Annotated in this window: 18 protein-coding genes and 1 other RNA gene; 3 read left to right on the top strand and 16 right to left on the bottom strand. The window is 43.4% G+C overall.

Annotated elements, in window-relative coordinates; translation table 11 throughout:
• Window positions 1–65: 65 nt before the first annotated feature.
• The 11 genes from rpe to O0550_RS03625 form a co-directional block, all read right to left on the bottom strand.
• The gene (rpe, locus tag O0550_RS03675; RefSeq protein WP_003336786.1) at window positions 66–713 is read right to left on the bottom strand and encodes a ribulose-phosphate 3-epimerase; all 648 of its coding nucleotides are present in this window, start codon (window positions 711–713) and stop codon (window positions 66–68) included.
• Window positions 707–1606 (bottom strand): ribosome small subunit-dependent GTPase A, encoded by a 900-nt coding sequence (gene rsgA, locus O0550_RS03670; RefSeq protein ID WP_022584344.1) that lies wholly within the window; start codon window positions 1604–1606, stop codon window positions 707–709. The genes rpe and rsgA overlap by 7 nt, the downstream gene beginning before the upstream one ends.
• An 18-nt stretch (window positions 1607–1624) precedes the next feature.
• Window positions 1625–3637 (bottom strand): Stk1 family PASTA domain-containing Ser/Thr kinase, encoded by a 2013-nt coding sequence (pknB, locus tag O0550_RS03665; RefSeq protein WP_258425650.1) that lies wholly within the window; start codon window positions 3635–3637, stop codon window positions 1625–1627.
• Window positions 3619–4407 carry a Stp1/IreP family PP2C-type Ser/Thr phosphatase gene (locus O0550_RS03660; protein ID WP_003342774.1) on the bottom strand — a complete coding sequence of 263 codons (789 nt, stop codon included), beginning with the start codon at window positions 4405–4407 and terminating at the stop codon, window positions 3619–3621. Before O0550_RS03660 ends, pknB begins: the two co-directional genes overlap by 19 nt.
• A gap of 6 nt (window positions 4408–4413) precedes the next feature.
• Window positions 4414–5484, bottom strand: coding sequence for a dual-specificity RNA methyltransferase RlmN (gene rlmN, locus O0550_RS03655; RefSeq protein WP_003342772.1), 1071 nt, complete (start codon window positions 5482–5484; stop codon window positions 4414–4416).
• 193 nt (window positions 5485–5677) lie between these two features.
• Window positions 5678–7039: a 16S rRNA (cytosine(967)-C(5))-methyltransferase RsmB gene (gene rsmB / locus O0550_RS03650; protein WP_258425649.1), complete on the bottom strand. Its 1362-nt coding sequence runs from the start codon at window positions 7037–7039 to the stop codon at window positions 5678–5680.
• 4 nt (window positions 7040–7043) lie between these two features.
• Window positions 7044–7997, bottom strand: a complete 954-nt coding sequence (gene fmt, locus O0550_RS03645) for a methionyl-tRNA formyltransferase (RefSeq protein WP_258425648.1) — start codon at window positions 7995–7997, stop codon at window positions 7044–7046.
• Window positions 7998–8001: 4 nt separating this feature from the next.
• Window positions 8002–8481: a peptide deformylase gene (gene def / locus O0550_RS03640; RefSeq protein WP_003342767.1), complete on the bottom strand. Its 480-nt coding sequence runs from the start codon at window positions 8479–8481 to the stop codon at window positions 8002–8004.
• 49 nt (window positions 8482–8530) lie between these two features.
• Window positions 8531–11011 (bottom strand): primosomal protein N', encoded by a 2481-nt coding sequence (gene priA / locus O0550_RS03635; RefSeq protein WP_258425647.1) that lies wholly within the window; start codon window positions 11009–11011, stop codon window positions 8531–8533.
• A 6-nt stretch (window positions 11012–11017) separates the two neighbouring features.
• Complete coding sequence (coaBC, locus tag O0550_RS03630; RefSeq protein ID WP_258425646.1) at window positions 11018–12274, bottom strand: bifunctional phosphopantothenoylcysteine decarboxylase/phosphopantothenate--cysteine ligase CoaBC; 1257 nt, start codon at window positions 12272–12274, stop codon at window positions 11018–11020.
• Window positions 12275–12581: 307 nt separating this feature from the next.
• Window positions 12582–13742: a hypothetical protein gene (locus O0550_RS03625; RefSeq protein ID WP_258425645.1), complete on the bottom strand. Its 1161-nt coding sequence runs from the start codon at window positions 13740–13742 to the stop codon at window positions 12582–12584.
• A 193-nt stretch (window positions 13743–13935) separates the two neighbouring features.
• Here O0550_RS03625 and O0550_RS03620 point away from each other — a divergent pair, with 193 nt between their 5' ends.
• Window positions 13936–14352: a jacalin-like lectin gene (locus O0550_RS03620; protein ID WP_003336771.1), complete on the top strand. Its 417-nt coding sequence runs from the start codon at window positions 13936–13938 to the stop codon at window positions 14350–14352.
• Window positions 14353–14517: 165 nt separating this feature from the next.
• Here the strand turns inward: O0550_RS03620 and rpoZ are convergent, their stop codons facing one another.
• Genes rpoZ through O0550_RS03600 form a run of 4 tightly spaced genes read right to left on the bottom strand, consistent with a single transcriptional unit; the run spans window position 14518 to window position 16519 of the window.
• On the bottom strand, window positions 14518–14721 hold the full coding sequence (rpoZ, locus tag O0550_RS03615; RefSeq protein ID WP_003336770.1) for a DNA-directed RNA polymerase subunit omega: 204 nt from the start codon (window positions 14719–14721) through the stop codon (window positions 14518–14520).
• Window positions 14722–14724: 3 nt separating this feature from the next.
• Window positions 14725–15369 (bottom strand): guanylate kinase, encoded by a 645-nt coding sequence (gmk, locus tag O0550_RS03610; RefSeq protein WP_022584337.1) that lies wholly within the window; start codon window positions 15367–15369, stop codon window positions 14725–14727.
• The gene (remA, locus tag O0550_RS03605; protein ID WP_003336768.1) at window positions 15362–15622 is read right to left on the bottom strand and encodes an extracellular matrix/biofilm regulator RemA; all 261 of its coding nucleotides are present in this window, start codon (window positions 15620–15622) and stop codon (window positions 15362–15364) included. Before remA ends, gmk begins: the two co-directional genes overlap by 8 nt.
• 18 nt (window positions 15623–15640) lie before the next feature.
• Entirely contained in the window at window positions 15641–16519 is an 879-nt protein-coding gene (locus tag O0550_RS03600; RefSeq protein WP_003342755.1) for a YicC/YloC family endoribonuclease, read from the bottom strand.
• A 171-nt stretch (window positions 16520–16690) separates the two neighbouring features.
• Here O0550_RS03600 and O0550_RS03595 point away from each other — a divergent pair, with 171 nt between their 5' ends.
• Together O0550_RS03595 and O0550_RS03590 are read left to right on the top strand one after the other, a co-directional pair.
• Window positions 16691–18421, top strand: coding sequence for an Rqc2 family fibronectin-binding protein (locus O0550_RS03595; protein ID WP_258425739.1), 1731 nt, complete (start codon window positions 16691–16693; stop codon window positions 18419–18421).
• A gap of 117 nt (window positions 18422–18538) precedes the next feature.
• Entirely contained in the window at window positions 18539–19030 is a 492-nt protein-coding gene (locus tag O0550_RS03590; protein ID WP_258425644.1) for a hypothetical protein, read from the top strand.
• A 63-nt stretch (window positions 19031–19093) separates the two neighbouring features.
• Here the strand turns inward: O0550_RS03590 and ssrS are convergent.
• A non-coding RNA gene (ssrS, locus tag O0550_RS03585) (6S RNA) lies at window positions 19094–19285 on the bottom strand.
• Window positions 19286–19347 lie beyond the last annotated feature (62 nt).

Below are 19347 nucleotides of genomic sequence, written 5' to 3'. Positions count from 1 at the left end.
ACAGAGATGGTCATAAAAAAAAGGATGCTCCCTCCGTATAAAAATGAGAGAGTCATCCTTTTTTGTTAGCCGCGGATCTCAGCGATCGCCTTTGCTCGATCTGGTTGATTATAAACAGCAGAACCTGCGACAAGTACAGTTGCTCCAGCATCCTCACACAAGCGTGCCGTTTGAGCATTTACCCCACCATCAATTTCAATATCAACATGAGATAAACCACGTTCATTTAATAAATGACGTAGATCACGTATTTTTGGTAATACGCTATGTATAAATTTTTGACCGCCAAAGCCTGGGTTTACCGTCATCAATAACACCAGATCCAAATCCTCTAGCACATGCTCGATCGTGCTAATTGGAGTAGCTGGATTTAAAACAACCCCTGCCTTTACACCTTGTTCTTTAATGTGGTGAATAGTTCGATGTAAATGGCGGCAAGCTTCCTGATGAACAGTGATGTAATCTGCTCCACTTTTAGCAAATTGAGCGATATAGCGATCCGGTTCTTCAATCATCAGATGTACGTCTAAAGGAAGTTGTGTGACTGGACGAATCGCGTCGACGATCAAGGGACCTATCGTAATATTAGGGACAAAATGACCATCCATTACATCTACATGAATCCAGTCAGCGCCTCCACGTTCTACATCTTTAATTTCTTCTCCTAAGCGAGCAAAATCAGCTGATAGAATAGATGGTGCGATTTTTACCATTGTTTGTTCCTCCTCAGGTATTCTCTCAACTCTTCCATGAACTGTAGATAATGTTTATAACGATGTTCAACGATTTCACCAGCCTGCAAAGCCGCTTGGACTGCACAGCTTGGTTCCGTTATATGCAAACATCCCCGGAACTTACACTCATCGCTTCGTTGCTCAAAATCACGAAATGCTTGCGCCAAATCTAGCTCGGTCATATTGATAAAATCCAATGAACTAAATCCAGGTGTGTCCGCAACATAGCCACCTTCCTTTAATGGAAGCAGCTCTACGTGGCGAGTAGTGTGTCGACCGCGTCCTAGCTTTTGGCTGATTTCTCCCGTTTGTAGGCTTATTCCTGGAAAAATAGCATTTAGCAAAGATGATTTCCCTACTCCTGATTGTCCAGCAAACACCGCTAGCTTTCCAATCAGCTCTTCACGGACTTGTTCTACACCACGCCGATCAAGAATGGAGGTGGGAATCACTCGATATCCCACCTTTTCATATTCCGCTACAAGCCTGCTGCAATCTTGCTCTTCCAATAAATCTGCCTTCGTAATAACAATAATCGCATCAATGCCAGCATGCTCCGTATGCACAAGGAATTTATCCAACAGCAACGGACTCATATCAGGCTCCTTAGCAGAGAATACTAGGACAGCTAAATCAACATTGGCAATAGAAGGACGAACCAGCTCACTTGTTCGCTCTTCTATCTCCATCACATACCCATCTCGATCATTTGGGGCCTCAAATACAACCCAATCGCCAACTAAAGGGGTAATCTTTGCCCCTTTCTTTTTAAACAAGCCACGCGCTCGACATTGGACGATTCGCTCGGGATTCGCTTGATCGGCCACGTAATAAAATCCACTTAATGCTTTTACAATTCGCCCTTCTGGCATGCATGTACCTCCAGCGTTTTACGGATACGATTGATAATCAACATCTATGGTATTGATTGTTTCGCCATTCTTTCTAACCTCGATTTTTCCATTCGTCTCTGGCGATAAGATTACTTCAACGCTGAAATCAGCGCTTTCTGATATAGATTGATGAATAGGCTTTAGTTCCGTTTTGCGAGCATCATTTACAACGATTTCAATGGTTGCAGAAGGTACTTCGACCGGATCGTGCTCAACATGAACAGGAACACTTACAATCTTGGCATCAGAAGGCCATTGTCCATTGCTTATTACCATGTTAACCTTTGTACCTTCTTCGACTACAGTGTTAGCAGGAGGATTTGTGGAAAGGACAATACCTCTTTCCCGGTGTTCATAAGAACCCTGCTCTGATAATTCTCCCTCCTTTAGATTTACATTGTTAAGAGAAGCTTTCGCCATCTCCCAATGCTTACCAACTAAATCGTTTGGTACTTTTGTCCGTTTTTTCCCTTCACTAACCGTTAAGGTCATGACAGTATCTACGAAAGCAAGATTAACATTTGGCATTGGATCTTGAGTCATGACCTGTCCCGCTGGAACATCATTGCTTTCTTTCATAACAATCTTTACTTCCTTAAAGTTAGCTAAACGCGCTTTTTGTTCCGCTTCCTGTTGTGACATACCGACGTAATCAGGAGTCGGTAGCAATTGTTTTCCTTTACTGATCATTACAATTACCGTGCTATTTTCTTTAACGCGCCTTGTTGCCGCTGGATCTTGCTCAAAAACCTTACCCTTGTCTTCGGCATTAAAGGCCTCTTCAAACGTAGCACTTAATCCAGCATTTTTCAGGGCCGTATCTGCTTGCTCTCTCGTCATTCCAATCACATTAGGTACATCTGTTTCTGGAACAGTGAGTATCTTCATTGCAAGGTTAAAACCAAAAATAGCCAAAACAACGAATAGAACAGCGATACCAGACCAAAGAAGGCTTCGCTTCCACCAGATCCCCTTTTTCTTGTTAGCCAAGTTCTCCTCCTCCTCTTCCTCCTCGTCTCTATATTGCTCCTCTGTGCTTGCCACCTTTTGAGGAGTGCGGGTAGGATAGGTTCTCGGTTGATAGCTATCTTGTTTACTTTTCTCCAGCATATCTGGCGTGATTGCTGAAATGACCCTTGTTTCTTCATCATCTATATCACTTGCAAACGTAAGCTTTGATTCATGACGTCTTTCTGTTGACAAGCACGTTTCCAAGTCCTCATACATTTCCCGTGCAGACTTGTAGCGCTGAAATGGGTCCTTAGCCAAAGCACGAATAATAACATTTTCCAAGCTTTGTGGAATAGCTGGATTTAATTTACGTGGTTCAGGCAATGGGTCTTGTAAATGCTTAAGCGCTACAGTAATGGGCGAATCTCCTGAAAATGGCAACGTACCGGTAACCATTTCATACAGTACAATTCCGAGAGAATAAATGTCGGATTTCTCTGCCGTGATTCCTCCACGAGCTTGTTCAGGAGAAAAATAATGGACTGAGCCAAGTACCGAACCCGTCTGTGTAATCGTCTGTGACGTAACCGCACGGGCAATCCCAAAATCCGTTACCTTCACACGACCATTCGTTCCAATCATGATATTGTGCGGTTTAATATCGCGATGAATGATCTGGTTTTGATGGGCGTGATCTAGTGCGTCACACACCTGCATCGCGATTCGAACCGCCTCACTCATCAGCATGCCGCCTTGAGCGGTGATAATTTCCTTTAAGGTTGAGCCTTCGATATATTCCATCACCATATAATGAATATCATCGTCTTGCCCAACATCATAAACATTGACGATATTATGATGCGAAAGACTTGCTACCGCTTGCGCTTCTCTGCGAAATCTCTCTACAAAGTCTTCGTCCGTGCCAAATTGGGGTCTTAGCAATTTGACGGCAACGATTCGATTTAATACAAGATCTCTGGCTTTGTAAACAATAGCCATTCCGCCGCCACCAATCACTTCCTCAAGTTGATAGCGCCCACCTAGTCGTTGACCTTGCATTCTCCTCCCCCCTCTTTCTCACAGACTTGCGAAGGCTTCTTTTTATTACGTATGGCCACACAAGTAATATTATCTTCTCCCCCTGCATCAAGTGCATATTGAACGAGTGCGTCCACGCTTTGCTGCAAAGGTATTGGTTTAGCTAACCATTCCTCTATGATCTCTTCTGGAACTTTATTGGATAATCCGTCTGAGCAAAGCAGCACAATCTCGCCATCCGACCACTCAAACTGTCCCAGATCAATTCGAACATGATCCTCCGTACCTAGAGCTCTCATCAGGACATTGCGCTGCGGATGCAGGGACGCCTCCATTTGATTGATTTGCCCGCTTTTTAACAATTCCTGTACAAGCGAATGATCCTCTGTATGTTGAATCAGCTCATTTTCCTTATAAATATACAAACGACTATCACCAATGTGTGCGGTGACACCCGCATCATTTCCTATTAGTGTAGCAACGACTGTGGTTCCCATCCCATTACACTCCGGATGTGCCTCGGCATACTCATATACCTCTTGATTAGCAAGAAGTAAAGCATCCATCAATAATTCTCGCTCTTCTAAAGGAGCCATGCTATGTTCAACTTTTTTCATTTCTTTTAAAATGCGTTCAACCGCCATTTTGCTCGCAACATCGCCAGCTTGATGACCGCCCATGCCATCTGCGACAACTGCAAGTACGCGTCCAGCCAGGTCAACTGCACAGGCATAAAAATCCTCATTAACTTGTCGGACGCACCCCACATGCGATTTCATCGCTATTTCCATACTTTATCACCCTGCCGTTTCTTTCGCGTGTTGCGCACGCAATTGACCGCAAGCAGCCGCAATATCACTGCCGTGCTCCCGTCGAATTGTAACGTTTATACCGCGATCGTCTAAAATGCGTTTAAAGGTGAAAATATCATTTTTAGCCGTGCGAACATAATCGCGTTCTGGCACGTAGTTCACAGGTATTAGGTTAACGTGGCAAAGCATATCGCCGATTAACTCGGCCAACTCTTCCGCATGATGCGGCTGGTCGTTCTGACCACCAAACAAACCGTACTCAAAGGAGATACGACGCCCCGTTTTAGCTATATAATGATGACAAGCTTCCATTAATTTTTCCAACGGGAAGCCGCGATTGATCGGCATTAGCTTGGTTCTTAGCTCTGTGTTAGGGGCATGAAGGGAAATAGCTAGGTTCACCTGCCCTCCACGCTCAGCAAATTCATAAATCTTAGGCACGATTCCGCTGGTGGAAACCGTAATATGCCGTTGACCAATATTTAATCCACGGTTGTCATTAATGATGTTCAAGAAGGATAATAGTGGTTCAAAATTCTCAAATGGTTCGCCAATCCCCATTACAACTACATGACTTACACGCCCTTCATCTGCATCTAGGGCACGTTGGGCTTGCAATACCTGTGCCACAATTTCACCGGCATCCAGATTTCGCTTTAAGCCACCCAGTGTCGATGCACAGAACGTACAGCCAATGCGACACCCTACCTGTGTTGTTACACATACGCTATTTCCGTAATTGTGGCGCATGATTACTGTTTCAATGGCATGCCCATCTATCAGTTGGAATAAGAACTTGATTGTTCCATCCGCTGATTCCTGATGTGTAATTTCGGTTAGCGCATTGATGCGAAACTCCTCATTTAATTTATCACGCAAGGCCTTCGACAGGTTGCTCATCTCTTCAAATGCTGTTACTCGTTTCACATATAACCAGTCAAAAATTTGTGCAGCTCGAAATGCTTTTTCCCCGTTCTCTTCCAGCCATTGTTTCATTTCTTCAAGACGCAAGCTATAGATTAAGGGTTTATTGTCTGTAAATGACGTAATGTTCATTGTAAGATTCACCTTTTTACTAGTTGTAACTACATTGTATTTGGGGATAAGAAACAAACCCCATTCACTCATTGTACCCTTTGTGACGGAAAAGGAAAAGTGGAAAGCCGCAATTGCAGATTTCCACTTGACTTTTTTCACAAAGAGACCTGATTTCTGCCACCTGATACAGCCTGGTAAACCAGTTCGTTATTTATTTACAAACCCGCTTTATTCTGGCAATAAAGAATCCATCGCTAGAAAAGTGGTGTGGCAAAATCTGCACATAGCCCTTCGAAGCATCAATCTTTTCAGTTAAGCCTGTAGGCAAGTCTTCTGCCAATGATTTATCCAGCTCATACTCTGGGTGCCCGGCAATAAAACGCTCCACAACATCTTGATTTTCCTGAGAATCGATTGTGCATGTACTATAAACGAGGTAACCATCCGGCTTTAGTAAAGGAGCAACGCGCTCCAGCAAATCATATTGAATCTCAGAGATCGCTTTTATATCCTCTGCTGTTTTATTCCATTTCAGGTCAGGCTTACGGCGAATGACACCAAATCCGCTGCAAGGAGCATCTAGTAAAATCCGATCAAATTCACCCACGTTACGGTCTAATAAATCAGCCGCATCCGCTACCATTGTTGTGATAATCGTAATTCCTAGACGTTTCGCATTTTGTTCAATTAGCTCGCGTTTATGAGGATGGACATCGCAAGCAAGAATCTCCCCCTGATTGCCCATCAACTCTGCTATATGCGTTGTTTTCCCACCTGGTGCCGCACAAGCATCCAGAACTCGTAGGTTTGGAGTAAGGTGCAGGGCAGGGGCCACTAGCATAGAGCTTTCGTCCTGAATGGTGCAAAATCCTTCTTGAAACCAAGAAGACCCTGCTGCATGTCCACTTTGTAGCAAAAGAGCATCTGGCGTTAGCTCAGATTTTGCAGCCTCAGGGAATGCTTCCTTCATTTCTTGTAACAACGCATCAGCAGTTGTTCGCAAACGATTTACTCGAATGCTTGGCATAGGCGACTGATTATTACTGTGACAGATCGCTCTGGTGGTTTCCTCACCATATTGCTTAACCCAGCGCTTGACCAGCCACTCTGGATGTGACTCGGTGACCGCAATTTGTTTTGTTATGCCTTTAGGTAGTTTTTCCCATGACTCTGGTTGGCGAAGAATATTGCGCAAAACCCCGTTGACTAATGAGGAAATCCCCTTGTGTCCACGCTTTTTGGCAATCTCAACCGCTTCATGTACGGCTGCTCGATCGGGAACACGATCCAAAAAACGAACCTGATACAGGCTCATCCGTAATAATTGCAGGACCCAGCCCTGAAGTTTTTTTGTACCACCTTTTACAAATTGACCAATCACTTCATCTAACGTCATTCGGCGTTGAATTGTTCCATAAACAAGCTCCGTTACCAATCCTACATCTGCTTTGGAAAGGCCTGCTTCACCTAAAGCGTATTTCAATTCTAGGTTACTATAGGATTGATTCTCTTCTACTCGCACTAGAACATCTAGGGCTACTTCCCGCGCTGTTGTACTTCTCGTTTTTGACACGAATCTATTCTCCTACTTTCGAACCTGAAGCAATTGAAGCGCCTGCACCGCGTAGGAAATCGTACACGCTCATACGCTTTTTGCCCTCTGGTTGGATTTCTTTCAAGATAATACTTCCTGCTCCACAAGCAATGATGAGACCATCCTCGGTTCGGCCGATGATGGTTCCCGGTGTAGCCAGTTGGCCAGCTAGCTCCACTACTTCGGCCCACCAAACTTTCCACACCTTGCCTTCAAAAGTCGTAAAGGCAACAGGCCATGAGTTCATACCACGCACCTGATTATATATTTCCCGCGCTGATTTATTCCAATCTAGTCGCTCATTCTCACGTTTAATATTAGGCGCAAAGGTAGCTTCCTCGTGGTTTTGAGGCTCTGGTGTGATCTCGCCCTTCAATAGTTTAGGCAACGTTTCGATCAATAAGTCTGCTCCGGCTGTCGCTAACTTTTCAAACATGCTAGCTGCCGTATCGCGTTCTTCAATCGGTACAATCACCTTCGAGATCATGTCACCTGCATCCAACGCTTGTACCATATACATAATGGTAACTCCTGTCTCCTTCTCGCCATTAATAATGCTGGCGTGAATGGGAGCGCCGCCACGATATTTTGGCAACAAGGAGGCATGTATATTAATGCATCCATGTTTAGGAGCTTCCAATAAAGAGATAGGTAAAATTTGACCATAAGCTGCTGTTACAATCAAATCGGGACGAGTTGCATCCAACACACTTTGAACGGATTCGCTCTCCCTAATTTTTTCCGGCTGATAAACAGGCAACCCGTGACGAAGTGCTAGCTCTTTCACCGGAGGAGGGGTCAGCACGCGTTTGCGGCCGACCGGACGATCTGGTTGTGTCACAACACCTACAACCTGATAACCATTCGTGATCAGGGCTTCCAAGCTTTGTGTAGCAAAATCAGGGGTTCCCATAAAAAGAATACGAGTATCTTTCAAGACGCTAAACCCCTTCCTTGCCCTCTGTTGCAGGATATACTTTTTCAGCGATATCGATGAATAATACACCGTTCAAATGATCTAGTTCATGCTGAATGCAACGAGCTTCTAAGTCGTCTACTTCTAGCTCATAGAAATTACCGTCACGGTCTTGTGCACGCATTTTGACCACCATATGACGACGAACATCACCATGTAAGCCTGGAATACTTAGGCACCCTTCTGGATAATTCTCAAATTGCTCGCCACTAAACTCAATGATTTCAGGGTTGATCGCTTCTACATAGAAATCGCCGCAATCCATCACGAATACGCGTTTCGAAATACCTACCTGCGGAGCCGCAATCCCTACCCCGTTTGCTGCATACATTGTATCTTTCATATCATCAAGCAATTTGTGCAGGTTACTGTTAAATTTGGTTACCTGTATTGCTTTTTCTCTTAAAATAGGATCAGGATGGTTTACGATGTTGCGAATTGCCATAAAAAAGGCCTCCTTTATCTATATCCAGCATAAATTGCATTTGATCTGATTAAAGTAGCATCTGTGGGTCGACATCTATCGTGGACAACACTTTGTTTTGTTTCATCCAATCATCAAAATGTAGCGTAGTTTGCGCCAACAGATCAAATATTTTCGGTTCATCACGATATTTTAACATGATCTGAAACCTAAATCTATCTTTGATCCGGGCAATCGGTGAGGCCACAGGCCCTAGAACTACGGTTGTCTGCGCCAGCCGCGGCCGTAAATAAGCAGCATAGTGTTCCGCAGCCCGAATCACCATAGGAACATCCTCATGGGAAAATGTGATCAATACTAGCCGATAGAATGGGGGATAACCCTTCTTCTTACGGTGGACCATCTCAGCTTGATAAAAGGCTTCATAATCGTGATGAGTTGCATGCTGGATGCTGTAATGCTCAGGTGTATAGGTTTGTACGACTACATCACCAGAAAGCTCATGCCGACCGGCTCGCCCCCCTACCTGGGTTAGAAGCTGAAACGTTTTTTCTGCCGACCGAAAATCCGGCAGATGTAAGGATGTATCGGCAGCAATTACTCCTACGAGCGTTACACGCGGAAAATCAAGACCCTTCGCTATCATTTGTGTGCCTAATAAAATATCACCTTGACCAGTGCGAAATTTCGTCAAAAGCGCCTCGTGCGCTCCTTTTTTGGAGGTAGTATCCACATCCATTCGAATAACGCGAACACCGGGAAATAATTTAGCCAATTCTTCCTCGACCTTCTGTGTGCCTGTGCCAAAAAAACGAATGTGATCACTTTGACATTCAGGACAATGCTTTGGCTGGGAAATGGTATAACCACAATAATGACAGCGGGCCGTATGATTTGTTCGATGATAAGTAAGTGAGATATCGCAATGCGGGCAGGCCAATGTATAGCCACAGGACCGGCACATGACAAAAGTAGAGAAGCCTCTACGATTCAAAAAAATGACAATCTGCTCCTGTTTTTGAAGCCGATCCGCAATCATTTGATGTAGGCTCCTGCTAAACATGGATCGATTTTGCTCCCGCATCTCTTCCCGCATATCCACCACATGCACTTTAGGAAGCGGTCTGTTCCCTACCCGCGACTTCATCGATAACAAATCATAACGTCCACGCGTTGCCAACGCATAGGTTTCCAAAGCGGGTGTGGCACTACCCATGATAAATACAGCTTTATTCATCTGTGCTCGCCATAACGCCACATCCCTAGCATGATATCTTGGGGTCTCCTCCTGTTTATAAGAGCCCTCATGCTCCTCATCCATGATGATCAAGCCCAGATTACGAAACGGAGCAAAGATAGCCGAACGGGCGCCGACTACCACCTGTACCTGCTGCCGCAAAATTTTGCGCCACTCATCATAGCGCTCACCTTGTGACAACGCACTATGTAATACAGCTACATTATCACCAAAACGCCCCTTAATCCTCTCTACCATCTGAGGTGTCAGGGAAATTTCAGGCACTAAAAAGATGGCTTCTCGGCCCTTTGCTAACGTATGTTCGATTGCTTCCATATACACTTCAGTCTTACCGCTACCCGTGACCCCATGTAGCAGGAAGGAATGATATTCTTCTTGCTCAACGGAACGCAAAATGGCCGCTAAATTATGTTGTTGCTCCCGTGTCAATATATGCTTTGGCGGAGGTGAAAAAGTACGATTGGCGTAAGGATCCCTCCCTACTTCTTTCTGCTCTATCGCTATCCAGCCTTTTTGTTGCATCGTTGTAAGTGTGGAACGAGTAATAGATAGCTTTTCGATTACATCCTTGACTGGGTATGATGCCTGCTGTCCTTGTTCCTTCTGCTGATTCAACAAAAATTCAAGTACATCTCGCATACGATAGGAACGCTTGGGGATGTTCTCCATAAGCTCCCATGCTCGTACCTCATCTATTGCAAGCTGTACATGTGCTAGCTTTTTATGGGTTAGCCGATTTTTCACCTGATATTCACTAACAATTAATCCGTTTTTAATCCATTTCGGTATTTGTTTACTATCCACAGGGAATTGCTTGTCTGCTTCTGTTTGCAGCAGGCTTCCTTGATGAAGTAAATAGCGTAACATAGGATGTTTTTCTGCCAGTTCTTCATCGACTTCATCTGCAAGCATGTACCATTTTTCTGTTTTCCCTTTTAAAACAGCAGGCAACATCGCTGCAATGGACATAGTAAGTGGGCATAAATAACGATGGCTCATCCATTCCGCCAATTGAATTAATTCAAGAGAGAGTGGAGGAACATCGTCTAATACCTTTTCCATTTCTTTTATTTTGATCATGCCAGGGCCATCGGGGTCATGATCTGCCTCTTGTCCTTGTATCAATCCGATGACATACCCTTGAACCTTCCTGGGTCCAAACGGTACAACAACACGACTTCCTACCGCTACCAACGGCTGTAACCACAGGGGAACAGCATAGTCATACGGTCGATTGGTCCGAGTTGCTGGGACATCTACAATGACTTTTGCTCTGATTTGATGATTATTCATTCGGCATCACGCCTCTTGAACCGCTACTTGCAGATTCTGCTTTATTACATCTATAAGTCGCTCTGCAACGTCCCGTTTACTCATTTTATCGAGACGAATCGGTGCTTGATCCTGTTGATAGATGGTCACAATATTCGTATCAACACCCATACCCGCACCTTCCTGCAACACATCATTTGCTACAATCATGTCCAAATTTTTACGGCGCATTTTATCTAGTGCGTGCTTCTCAACCTCCTGCGTTTCCGCTGCAAAGCCGACTAGCATCTGATGGGTTTTCTGTTCCCCTAACGTCCGAAGAATATCTGGGGCTTTTACTAACGAAAGCGAAAAGTCCTCACTCTCTGTTTTCTTGACCTTATGCGTATACACCTGTTCTGGGCGATAATCAGATACAGCGGCTGACTTAATCACAACATCGGCCTGTGGATAAACCTGTAGAACTGCATCCAACATCTCTTGGACAGACTCGACTGGGACAAAAGTAACTCCAGCAGGGATAAAAAGCGCTGTAGGTCCGCTAATTAACGTAACATCCGCTCCACGATCACGTGCTGCTTCTGCAATCGCATAGCCCATCTTTCCGCTCGAATAATTTGAAATATAACGTACTGGATCAATTTTTTCACGGGTAGGTCCTGCTGTCACAACGATTTTTTTACCTTGCAGGTCCTGTTGAGGTGCTGAATGTAATGATTTCGTAGTGGTCTCTTTCTGTTCAAAAAAGCGTATAGCCGCTTCTACAATTTCTTCAGGCTCGGCTAGGCGTCCTCTGCCAACCCATCCACAAGCCAGCATGCCCTCATTTGGCTCTACCATCGTCACTCCATAGGTGAGTAAACGCTGCATGTTGGCTTGTACAGCAGGATGATTATACATATTTACATTCATAGCCGGTGCTACCATGACAGGAGCAGTCGTAGCTAATAACATGGTAGATAACATATCGTCAGCTATTCCGTTTGCATATTTCCCGATAATATTAGCTGTGGCAGGGGCGAGTATAACCAAGTCAGCTCGATCTGCTACATCTATATGAGAGATTACTCCTGGAACCGGTTCTTTGAACGTGTCTGTATAAACAGGTCGATGCGATAATGCTTCAAACGTAATCGGTTGTACAAACTTACAAGCATTAGCCGTCATCACGACGCTTACCTTGGCTCCTGCCTGTGTCAATTTACTTGTTAAGGCTGCTGCTTTATAGGCGGCAATTCCACCGGACACACCCAGAACAATCTCTTTATGTTGTAAGATACTCATGGTACAGCTCCTTTCACGCCAACCTACGCAAAAAAACAACCTTCAAAAAGTGGTTGAGCGTTTTGCATTCATTACAGTTATCGTATAAATTTTATTGTTATATTGGCTTTCTCTGCTTTCGAGTATATATTTTTTATAGCCTTTTGTAACCTCTTTTGCCTATTTTGGTCTTAAATTTGCCCCATTTGTACAATCCCTTCTTCACCATCATGAAGCCATTTCTTCCCCTATCATTAACCTGCTCCTCCAAGAATAATCACAAAAAGCCCCTGCATAACCGCAAAGGCTTTTCATTTGTTTATCTATACTATTTAGAACCATCATTCACATAAATTGTAAAAATATCACCATTACCATTAACCCCTATTTTTAGCGCATCTTGCTTATCTGGAAGAGAAAATTGAATCATACTCCCTTTTTGATTATCGTAATTCATACCGCCATAGGTCCAGTCCATAACCTCTTGAATTTTATACGCTTGCGCCTTCTCTTTGTCAAAACTTTGGAGAAATTGAGTCGCTTTTTGCTTAGCGATATCTGGAGCAGGGATTTTATCGGATAACGTCGGATAATCTAACAATTTCAATTGGCCATTCTTTTTGATAGCGATGGTAGCAACGTTAAGTGACCCCCAGCCTTGATCTGGTGTATGTTTTAGAGTCACGTTAAATGTTTGATTATGATATTCATACGTAACATTCTTAAGTGGGAATGTTTTAAAATGAGACAAAGTAGCTATTACTTTATCATAGGTAACCTGGGCAGGCTGAGAAAGGATATCATCCTGCATTTCACGTGTATTCAAGTCTGCACCGTACCACTTATCAAAGGTTGTTGGTTTCGTTTCAATCCGATATACGCCGATACCTCCATCGTCCGCAAAGGTAATAGACGCGTATGTAGCCATTTTCCCATTACCCTCGATAGGAGATTTCACATTAACAATAGGTGGACGCGTTTTACCCGGAGCATCGCGATCAGGTTCGCGCCAAATTGAAATGATCTGATAGTTTTTCGCTTTCGCTCCGTACAAATTATGTAGCAATGTAGTTGCTTTCTCTTTTGCTTGCTCATCTGTAATAGCCTTTTTGTCTCCAGTAGATGTTTTATATCGATAATCTCCTTCCCTATCCACTCCAGCTGGTTCCATAAGCCAGAATCTATACAGTTGATTCGTTTCCTTATTGATTTCTATCGAGAGAGAAGGCGTACCCGGACCATTTTTACTCAGCGTCACCTTTACCAAGTCACTCCACTCATAATTTTCCAGGTTCACCTTGTGATAGTCCTTAACCTTTGGAAACATAAGTGCTATTTTTTCCTGCCATTGACTTGCGACCTTTGTGTACTTATCCATCTCCACCTTCTGCGTGACGACATTTCCCTTTGCATCGACAGCCTCTAGCGGTATTGCTGATAACAGGCTGATTATTGCTGCCGTGGCTGTAAGCCTATGAAATGTATTCATTTTGTACCCTCCTGATTTCTGTTGCGAATTTTTGTATCCTACATTAGTCACAGAAAAAGTAAAAAGGTTACAGTTTGCTTGTAAAAATAACAATAAATCCGTAATTCATAACGTTGAAATTTACGTATAAATTACATTTATTGGAATATATTTACATTGATTCAAAGTTGATTTCCCAAAGGAGTGATCAGGTATGTCGTGGAGAAAATCTACACAATTTGGCGGCGACGGCGGTAGCCCCTTTAGTGATGATCTCACTAACGTAAAAAGATTAGCAGGCTTCTATATCCGTCACGGCAGTAGAATCGATGCTATTCAGGGGATTTATGAGTATTCAGACGGGAGAAGAACCCCACAAGGCTTCCATGGGGGATACGGAGGCTCTCATAACATTGTTTTCTTTGAAAATGATGAGTATATCATCCAAATTACCGGGCGTACCGATAGACGAGTAGATCAACTTACCTTTACGACAAATAAGCGTACGTATGGTCCTTACGGCGGGGATGGGGGCAACCCCTTTGAGATTGACGCCGCACATATAAGCGGCTTCTTCGGAAGATCTGCTAGTGAGCTTGATGCGATAGGCTTTTTTATACCTACAGTCTAAACATACATTTTTTAACGTTATCATTCACTTGATAACGTTTTTTTCATACTCACCAACTTTTAATGGTCACAAGTCGTAAAAAAGCAAAAAGCTCCCTTTATGTAACGAACATAAAGGGAGCTTGTCGGTCTAAAGCTAGCCTACGCCTATTGCTTTTGCTTCGGGTTATTTTACTGCTGGCGTCTCGTACAGTAATTTGTCTGAGATGATTTCCTCTAACGATTGCCCAACAAATTTTTTCGAGAAAGGTTTTTCTACTTGCATATCATTGTCTTCACGAAGCTGACGTGCACGCTTGGAAGCGAGTGTCACCAATGTGTATTTACTACCTACTTTGTCTACAAGTTTATCAATCGATGGATATAACATGTATTATACCTCCTTAAGCCATTTCAAAAATTTATGAACCTGACGATCTTTTTTCAAATGCTCGGCTGTTACAATGGATTTGATCTTTTCACATGCATGTGAGATTTCATCATTAACGACAACATAATCATAATGATCCATCATCTCAATCTCAGTACGTGCCATTGCCATCCGATTCTTAATGGATTCTTCCGTTTCCGTACCACGTCCAACAATGCGGTTTTGTAACTCTTCCAGATCAGGAGGTGCTAAGAATAAGAAAATGCCTTGCGGGAATTTTTCTTTTACCTGCATGGCTCCTTGCACTTCAATTTCCAGGATGACATCTCGTCCAGTAGCGAGTGTATCTTCTACAAAACGTCTAGGCGTTCCATAGTAGTTACCAACATACTCTGCCCATTCGAGAAGCTCATCTTCTTTCATCATACGCTTAAACTCTTCTTTTTCTTTAAAGAAATAGTTTACCCCATCCACTTCGTTCACACGCGGTTGTCTGGTTGTCGCAGATACAGAGTAGATAAGGTCCGGCATGTATTCTCGAAGTGCTTTACAAACCGTTCCTTTACCCACTCCAGATGGCCCCGACAAAACTAACAGAAGGCCGTGGTCCTTATCCATAATCTTTGTTTCAACTCCTACCTTATTCATCAGACTCGTCATCTTTATTGGTTAGACGTTGGGCAACCGTTTCTGGTTGTACCGCTGATAAAATGACATGATCACTATCTGTGATAATCACAGCACGCGTTCTACGTCCGTACGTAGCATCAACAAGCATGTTGCGATCCCTTGCTTCTTGAATAATTCGTTTAATTGGTGCGGATTCAGGACTTACAATCGAAATAATGCGACTTGCATTCACGATATTTCCAAACCCGATATTTATCAACTTAATCCCCATAGAGATTGGCACCCTTCCTCACTCAACGTTCTGCACTTGTTCTCTCATTTTTTCCAGTTCGGTCTTCACTTCAACTGCCAAGCGCTGAATCTGTAAATGATTCGCTTTTGACGCGATTGTATTAGCCTCTCTGTTCATTTCCTGCAAAAGAAAGTCCAATTTGCGTCCAATAATCTCCGAGCTATGTATCTGTTCCAAAAATTGCTCACAATGGCTTAACAAACGCGTAATTTCTTCGGAGATATCAGCCTTTTCAGCAAACAATGCCACCTCTTGAAAGATTTTAGATTCATCTAGCATATGATCTTCCATAATTTCATCAAGGCGATTTTTCAAGCGATTGCGATACTGCTCTCTTACTTCAGGAGCAATATCCTGCAAAGTGTGGGTCGTTGACTTAATGTATTCGAGGCGTCGGATCAGATCAAGCTGCAGGAGATTCCCTTCAGTACTCTTCATAACATAGAGCTCTGCTAACGCAGCATCTGTAGCCTCATCTAATAGTTGTTCTACCTCTTCATCAGAAAGCTCAGGTACACTGGCTTCCATTAATACGCCAGGCATACGCATCAGATCTTTCACATGAAGGGTCTCAGGCAAACCAAAACGCTCCACTAGCTGATTGGCCGCCGTAACATAAAATTGCGCTGTATTCCAATCAACCTGAACCTCGGAAGACTCGTCCCGAACGGCTTCTAGCGAGACGGTGACATCCACTCGCCCACGGCGCACTTTCGTTGCAATCCGCTTTTTCACTCGTTCCTCATGCATGGTCCAGATTTTTGGCAACCGAACAATAATCTCACAAAAACGATGATTAACCGAGCGCATTTCCACTGTTAAACGCATAGATCCACGTTCTATTTCTTTTCGGCCGTAGCCTGTCATAGAAATCATCTGGTTCCACCCACAGACATAAAATCGTTAATTTATTATAGGAGAGAATACAGTCTAGTGTCAACTTGACTCCCCATTACAAAATTACTGTTCCTACTTGGGTTGAGCTTCCCTGTATGCTACACTGAGGAAATAGCTACTGCTAGGTAGAGGAAGCAAGAGGTGAAGAATGTGGCTTTTGACGGATTAGTAACTAGAGCGGTCGTTCATGAGCTATCCATGCTCGTAGGAGCCCGTATTACTCGTATACATCAACCGCATCCAAGCGATATCGTTATGCAGGTGCGCTCAAACCAAGGCACGTTAAAATTAGTAATTTCAGCAAATCCAACCTATCCCCGTATTCATTTGACAACAGAGGAATTTATGAATCCAAAGGAAGCTCCGATGTTTTGTATGTTATTGCGGAAGCATTGCGAAAATGGGGTAATTGAGGCCATCACGCAGGATGGAATGGAACGTGTAATTTACATTGATCTAAAGTCTCGTGATGAGCTAGGAGATACAACCAGAAAACGAATTGTAGTAGAGATCATGGGCCGTCATAGTAATATTATTTTGCTAGATGTGAAAACTGACATGATTCTGGATGGCATCCATCATGTTTCTCATGGCATCAGCCAGTATCGTCAGGTATTGCCAGGTCGAGCTTATGTAGCTCCTCCTGCCCAAAATAAGCTGAATCCATTAACGGCAAGCAAGCAGGATTTTGTGATGGCACTCCAATGGAACGAAGGAAAGCTGGACAAACAGCTTGTCGAGCGCTTCAGCGGTCTTAGTCCCTTGATAGCGAGAGAGCTTGTTTCTAGAGCAACACTGCCTACACGTGATGCAATTTGGCATGAGTTCTCCAGCTTTATGGAACAAATGAATCTTCACCGTTATGAGCCGGTGATTGAGACAACCAATGACAAAGCAGCCTTCTCCATAACCTCTCTCTCACATCTAGGTGTCAGGGAAAGCGAGACCTTCACGTCAATCAGCGAATGCTTACAACGATTTTATGAGCATAAAGCTATGCGAGACGTGGTTAAGCAAAAGGTACAGGATTTATTGCGATTGGTAACGAATGAAAAGCACAAAAACGAGAAAAAAATCGAAAAGCTACACCATTCTATCGAGGATGCCCACGAGGCCGAACGTTATCGCCTCTACGGTGAACTGATTCTTTCTCATATGCATCAGGTCAAAAAAGGAGATACTGAGCTTACTGCAACCAACTGGTATAGTGAAAATGCGGAGACAATTGTCATACCGCTAGATCCGTTAAAAACACCGTCGGAGAACATGCAAGCTTACTATAAAAAATATAACAAAGCAAAAGCAAGTCTGGCATTTATAGCAGAGCAAATTAGCTTGGCTGAACAGGAAGTCATCTATCTGGATGGCATTCTTGTACAATTGGCTCACGCTAGTTTAGCAGAAGCGGAAGAGATTCGGGAAGAGTTAGTGGAGCAAGGTTATCTGCGCAATCGAAACAAACGCGGTTCTAAAAAGAAAAAAGAGACTGCGCCTGAGCTTGATACTTACTATTCCTCAGATGGCGTCACGCTGTTAGTCGGAAAAAATAATAAACAAAATGAATATTTAACTAATAAATTAGCGGCCAGCTTTGAGACATGGTTGCATACCAAAGACATCCCTGGTTCCCATGTGGTCATTAGATCACGCACAGTAAGCGATCAAACCTTATTTGAAGCAGCCATGCTTGCCGCCTATTTCAGCAAAGCTCAACAAGGCAGTAAAGTGCCAGTCGATTACACCTTAATTCGACATGTAAAAAAACCAAGTGGTGCTAAACCTGGCTATGTAACCTATGACCAGCAAAAAACGCTATTTGTTACTCCGGATGCTACCTTAGTCGCTGCGTTACGAAATAATTCCGCAGCAGAACAAAAATAACGCTAGGTCCACGTAATCACCTTTGTTCATACATAGACTGCATATCTATACCGCATCCGTTTCATACTACATATATGAGATAAGCGGTAGATTATTGTAGTGAACGAGGGTGAAAATGTGGAAGTAATTGGAATTGTCCAAACAGACCTGAATGAATTCAGCATTCTATTCGAACCGGATAAAAAGCAGAAGCAAGACCAACAGGGAAAGCAAAATGGAGACGATCAGAGTCATCAGGATCAGGATCATCACGATGACGACAGTACTTTTCTCAGTTTTCTTGGCGGGGATATTTTACAGGAAACTGGCAATTCAAGAGATAAATCACAGCAACAACAGGAGCCACAAGAGATGGTTGTCCGAATCAAGGGAATTCCTGAGGGGCAAAAGGCGACATTTTTGCAGATGTATCAGATCGTAACAGATGCTCAGAAACAAGCAGATTTAGAGCAGCAGCTCACAATCGTAAGTATTGAAAATCCAAATGGTCAGCAAAACCAGCAAGGAAATCAACAGCAACAGCAGCAACAACAGGATAAATCAAAAAAGGGCTCGTCCAAAGATCAAAAGAACAACCAAAAGGACAAAAACAAACAGCAATATCAATGAAAATAGCTCTTACTTACACAAAAAACCTGAAGCAATTGCTTCAGGTTTTTTGTTTCTTATGTATAACGCCCCGCTCTGCCGTCTTGCTATACATGTTTCTTTTAACCTGAAAGACCAGGTGGGTGACTCAGCCGCCCTTCTGCCTTCCCATCGTCCCATAAAGGAGGTGGGCTTGACATTAGGTAACAGCGTTCTGTCTCCCTAGAAACACTTAAGGTTAAAAACATATTAGCTCAACGCACATCGCAGGAATATGCTACACATCATATGTATTTGAAATCCTATCACAAATACCGATTGGAATCAACTTTTTATAC

This window comes from Brevibacillus halotolerans (assembly GCF_026891775.1).
GTDB lineage: Bacteria > Bacillota > Bacilli > Brevibacillales > Brevibacillaceae > Brevibacillus_B > Brevibacillus_B halotolerans.
The sequence above is the reverse complement of the archived record's forward strand: the minus strand, read 5'-3'. Positions and strand labels throughout refer to the sequence as shown.

What these genes read in the sequence shown, in the direction of transcription:
- O0550_RS03620 (WP_003336771.1), top strand. Translation starts at nt 13,936, where the DNA reads ATGTCGTGGAGAAAATCTACACAATTTGGCGGCGACGGCGGTAGCCCC.
- pknB (WP_258425650.1), bottom strand. Translation starts at nt 3,637, where the DNA reads ATGCAAGGTCAACGACTAGGTGGGCGCTATCAACTTGAGGAAGTGATT.
- rsgA (WP_022584344.1), bottom strand. Translation starts at nt 1,606, where the DNA reads ATGCCAGAAGGGCGAATTGTAAAAGCATTAAGTGGATTTTATTACGTG.
- rpoZ (WP_003336770.1), bottom strand. Translation starts at nt 14,721, where the DNA reads ATGTTATATCCATCGATTGATAAACTTGTAGACAAAGTAGGTAGTAAA.
- gmk (WP_022584337.1), bottom strand. Translation starts at nt 15,369, where the DNA reads ATGAATAAGGTAGGAGTTGAAACAAAGATTATGGATAAGGACCACGGC.
- O0550_RS03660 (WP_003342774.1), bottom strand. Translation starts at nt 4,407, where the DNA reads ATGGAAATAGCGATGAAATCGCATGTGGGGTGCGTCCGACAAGTTAAT.
- O0550_RS03625 (WP_258425645.1), bottom strand. Translation starts at nt 13,742, where the DNA reads ATGAATACATTTCATAGGCTTACAGCCACGGCAGCAATAATCAGCCTG.
- coaBC (WP_258425646.1), bottom strand. Translation starts at nt 12,274, where the DNA reads ATGAGTATCTTACAACATAAAGAGATTGTTCTGGGTGTGTCCGGTGGA.
- remA (WP_003336768.1), bottom strand. Translation starts at nt 15,622, where the DNA reads ATGGGGATTAAGTTGATAAATATCGGGTTTGGAAATATCGTGAATGCA.
- rlmN (WP_003342772.1), bottom strand. Translation starts at nt 5,484, where the DNA reads ATGAACATTACGTCATTTACAGACAATAAACCCTTAATCTATAGCTTG.
- def (WP_003342767.1), bottom strand. Translation starts at nt 8,481, where the DNA reads ATGGCAATTCGCAACATCGTAAACCATCCTGATCCTATTTTAAGAGAA.
- O0550_RS03600 (WP_003342755.1), bottom strand. Translation starts at nt 16,519, where the DNA reads ATGATTTCTATGACAGGCTACGGCCGAAAAGAAATAGAACGTGGATCT.
- priA (WP_258425647.1), bottom strand. Translation starts at nt 11,011, where the DNA reads ATGAATAATCATCAAATCAGAGCAAAAGTCATTGTAGATGTCCCAGCA.
- rpe (WP_003336786.1), bottom strand. Translation starts at nt 713, where the DNA reads ATGGTAAAAATCGCACCATCTATTCTATCAGCTGATTTTGCTCGCTTA.